This window comes from Isoptericola sp. NPDC060257, from assembly GCF_042726645.1.
GTDB lineage: Bacteria > Actinomycetota > Actinomycetes > Actinomycetales > Cellulomonadaceae > Isoptericola > Isoptericola nanjingensis.
Map to the genome: position 1 here is coordinate 1 of NZ_JBHXAW010000346.1, position 4,011 is coordinate 4,011.

Here is a 4,011-nt window from a genome sequence, read left to right on the forward strand (position 1 = left end):
TCGCGGACCCGCCCTCGTTCTCGGTGCGCCTGAAGGGATTCGAACCCCCGACCTTCTGCTCCGGAGGCAGACGCTCTATCCACTGAGCTACAGGCGCGGGTGCCGGACGGAAACCGCTCGGCACGGTGCACGAGACTACCAGCACCTGAGCGCCGGACGGCACACGGCGGACGATCCCCCTACGACGGCGAGCACCTGGCGGCCCGCCGCCTTTGTAGAATCGCCCGGTGACCCCCGACGAGCTCTCCGGAGCACTCAGCGCTGCCCTCGCCTCGGCCGTGGCCGACGGCACCCTCGCCCTGCCCGCCGACGCCGTCCCGGCCTCGGTGCACGTGGAGCGACCCCGGCAGCGCGAGCACGGGGACTGGGCCACCAACGTGGCGCTGCAGCTCGCGAAGAAGGCCGGCACCACGCCGCGCGCGCTGGCGGAGGACCTGGCGGCGCGCCTCGCGGCGACGCCGGGCATCAAGGCGGCCGACGTCGCGGGGCCGGGCTTCCTCAACATCACGCTCGAGGCGGGTGCCGCGGGCGAGCTCGCGCGCACGATCGTCACCGCCGGCGACGCGTACGGCCGCACGGACGCCCTCGCGGGCCAGGTGCACAACCTCGAGTTCATCTCCGCCAACCCGACGGGCCCGCTGCACATCGGTCACACCCGCTGGGCTGCGCTCGGCGACGCGCTCGTGCGGATCATGCGCGCGGCCGGCGCCGACGTGACGGCCGAGTACTACATCAACGACGCGGGCGCGCAGATGGACAAGTTCGCCGCGTCGATCATCGCCCGCGCGAAGGGCGAGGACGTGCCCGAGGGCGGCTACCCCGGCGAGTACGTCGCCGAGCGCGCCGCCGAGGTGCTCGAGCAGGAGCCCGACCTCCTGTCGCTCCCGGCGGACGAGGCCCTCACGACCGCGCGCGAGCTCGGCTACCAGGCCCAGCTCGAGGCGATCCGCCGCACCCTCGACGCGTTCGGCGTGCACTTCGACGTCTGGTTCTCCGAGCGCACGCTGCACGACTCGGGCGCCGTGGAGCAGGCGGTCGCCCGCCTGCGCGAGCAGGGGCACGTCTTCGACGTCGACGGCGCGGTGTGGCTGCGCACCACGGACTTCGCGGACGACAAGGACCGCGTGATGATCCGCGCGAACGGCGAGCCCACCTACTTCGCCGCCGACGCCGCGTACTACCTGTCGAAGAAGGACCGCGGGTTCCCGGGCAAGATCTACCTGCTCGGCGCCGACCACCACGGCTACATCAACCGGCTCAAGGCCATCGCCGCCTGCGCGGGCGACGACCCGGAGGCGAACATCGAGGTGCTCATCGGCCAGCTCGTCAACATCGGCGGCGAGCGGATGGGCAAGCGCCGCGGCAACGCCCTGTACATGGACGACCTCATCGAGTGGCTGGGCTCCGACCCGCTGCGGTACTCGCTCGCGCGCTACCCCGCGGACTCGCCGCTGTCGCTGTCGGGCGAGGAGATGCTCAAGCAGAGCAACGACAACCCCGTCTACTACGTGCAGTACGCGCACTCGCGCACCTGCGCCGTCGACCGGAACGCGGCCGACCGCGACGTCGCGCGCGTCGCGGCCGACGGCTCCGACGCCTTCGACCCCGCGCTGCTCACGCACGAGACCGAGGCGGCGCTGGTCGGCGCGCTCACGGAGTTCCCGCGGATCGTCACGCAGGCCGCCGAGCTGCGCGAGCCGCACCGCGTCGCGCGCTACCTCGAGTCCCTCGCCGCGGACTACCACAAGTGGTACCAGGAGTGCCGCGTGACGCCGTACCCCGACGAGGAGGTCACGGACACGCACCGCACGCGCCTGTGGCTGAACGACGCGGTGCGCCAGGTGCTGGCCAACGGCCTCGACCTGCTCGGCGTCTCCGCCCCGGAGCGGATGTGACCGGGGCCGGGAACCAGGCCACGACGGGCGTGCTCGGGGTCCCCTGGTCGACGGGCGTGCGCCGCCGCGACGACGGCGTCGTCGAGGTGGGCGGGGTCGGCGTGGACGCGCTCGCGGCCCAGCACGGCACCCCCGCCTACGTCCTCGACGAGGCCGACTTCCGGGCCCGCGCCCGCGGCTACCGCACGGCGTTCGCGACGGCGTTCGCCGAGGTGGGCACCGGCGTGGACGTCTACTACGCCGGCAAGGCGCTGCTCACCGTCGCCGTCGCCCGCTGGGCGCGCGAGGAGGGCCTGCGCGTCGACACGGCGTCCGGCGGCGAGCTCGCCGTCGCGCTGCGCGCCGGTGTCCCCGGCGCCGAGATCGGCCTGCACGGCAACAACAAGTCGGACGCCGAGATCCTCGCGGCGCTCGACGCCGGCGTCGGCCGCATCATCGTCGACTCGCTCGTCGAGATCGACCGGGTGGCGGCGCTCGCGGCCTCCCGCGGGCTCGTGGCTCCCGTCATGGTGCGCGTCACCACCGGCGTGCACGCGGGCGGGCACGAGTACATCTCCACGGCGCACGAGGACCAGAAGTTCGGCCTCTCGGTGAACCCGGGCCCGGACGGGGGGGACGGGCCCGCGATGCGGGCCCTGCTCGCCGCCGTCGAGCGCCCTGAGCTGCACCTGCTGGGCATCCACTCGCACATCGGCTCGCAGATCCTCGACCCGGCGGGCTTCGAGGCGGCGGCGCGCGTCGTGCTGCGGCTGCGCGCCGAGCTCGCGGAGCGCACGGGCGTGCTGGTCGGCGAGGTGGACCTCGGCGGCGGGTACGGCATCGCGTACCTGCCGGGGGAGGTGCCGCTCGACCCGGACCGCATCGCCAAGGACGTGGCGAGCGCCGTGGCGGCGGTCTGCGCCGAGCTGGGCACGCCGCTGCCCCGGATCTCGATCGAGCCGGGCCGCGCCGTCGTCGGCCCCGCGGGGCTGACGCTCTACACGGTCGGCACGGTGAAGCCGGTCGCGCTCGACGACGGCCGCGTCCGCACCTACGTCTCGGTCGACGGCGGCATGAGCGACAACATCCGCCCGGCGCTGTACGAGGCGCAGTACCACGCGGAGCTCGTCGGCCGGACCTCGACGGCGGAGCCCGTGCTCGCGCGCGTCGTGGGCAAGCACTGCGAGAGCGGCGACATCGTCGTGCACGAGACCTGGCTGCCCGGCGACGTGCGCGCCGGCGACCTGCTCGCCGTCGCCGCGACCGGCGCGTACGGGCGCTCGATGGCGTCGAACTACAACCTGCTGACCCGCCCGCCCGTGGTCGCCGTCGCCGACGGCGCGTCGCGCGTCCTGGTGCGGCGCGAGACGGTCGAGGACCTGCTCGCGCTCGACCTGGGCTGACGGCCGTGGACGGCGGCCCGGCGGCCGACGCGCCGCGGCTATCCTGACCCCGTCCCGGCATCCCGTTCCGAAGGTTCTCCCGTGCCTGCAGCCCCCTCGTCCGGGCCCCTGACTGGGGCCGTCCCCGCGGCCCGTCCCCGCCAGGCGGCCGACCCGACCCCCACGGTGCTGCGCGTCGCGCTGCTCGGCTGCGGGGTCGTCGGCTCCCAGGTCGCGCAGACGCTGGTCCAGCACGCCGACGACCTCGCCGCCCGGGCCGGGGCGCGCCTCGAGCTGGTGGGCATCGCGGTGCGCGACGCGAGCCGTCCGCGCGACGGCGTCGGCACGGTCGTCCCCGCCGACCTGCTCACCGAGGACGCCGACGCGCTCGTCGACCGGGCCGACCTCGTCATCGAGCTCATGGGCGGCATCGAGCCGGCGCGCGGGCTCATCCACCGCGCGATCGCCGGCGGCGCGAGCGTCGTGACGGCGAACAAGGCGCTGCTCGCCGCGCACGGCCCGGAGCTCTTCGAGGCCGCCGACGCCGCGGGCGTCGACCTGTCGTTCGAGGCCGCCGTGGCGGGCGCGATCCCGATCGTCCGCCCGGTGCGGGAGTCGCTCGCCGGCGACCAGGTGCGCCGCGTGCTCGGCATCGTCAACGGCACCACCAACTACGTGCTCGACCAGATGACGACGCACGGGCTGGACCTCGAGGAGGCGCTCAAGGAGGCGCAGACCCTCGGGTACGCGGAGGC

The 4,011-nt window shown here is 74.7% G+C and carries 3 protein-coding genes and 1 tRNA gene; 3 read left to right on the forward strand and 1 reads right to left on the reverse strand.

All coding sequences use genetic code 11. The features are described from left to right. Positions 1–24: 24 nt before the first annotated feature. Positions 25–97, reverse strand: a tRNA-Arg gene (locus ACFWEK_RS19660). 130 nt (positions 98–227) lie between these two features. Between ACFWEK_RS19660 and argS the strand changes: the two genes are divergently transcribed. The 3 genes from argS to ACFWEK_RS19675 form a co-directional block, all read left to right on the forward strand. Beyond that, entirely contained in the window at positions 228–1,895 is a 1,668-nt protein-coding gene (gene argS / locus ACFWEK_RS19665; RefSeq protein ID WP_430548277.1) for an arginine--tRNA ligase, read from the forward strand. Next, positions 1,892–3,277, forward strand: coding sequence for a diaminopimelate decarboxylase (gene lysA / locus ACFWEK_RS19670; RefSeq protein ID WP_430548278.1), 1,386 nt, complete (start codon positions 1,892–1,894; stop codon positions 3,275–3,277). The genes argS and lysA overlap by 4 nt, the downstream gene beginning before the upstream one ends. A gap of 108 nt (positions 3,278–3,385) precedes the next feature. After that, the coding region (locus ACFWEK_RS19675) for a homoserine dehydrogenase (RefSeq protein WP_430555133.1) at positions 3,386–4,011 on the forward strand (626 nt) is incomplete at its 3' end.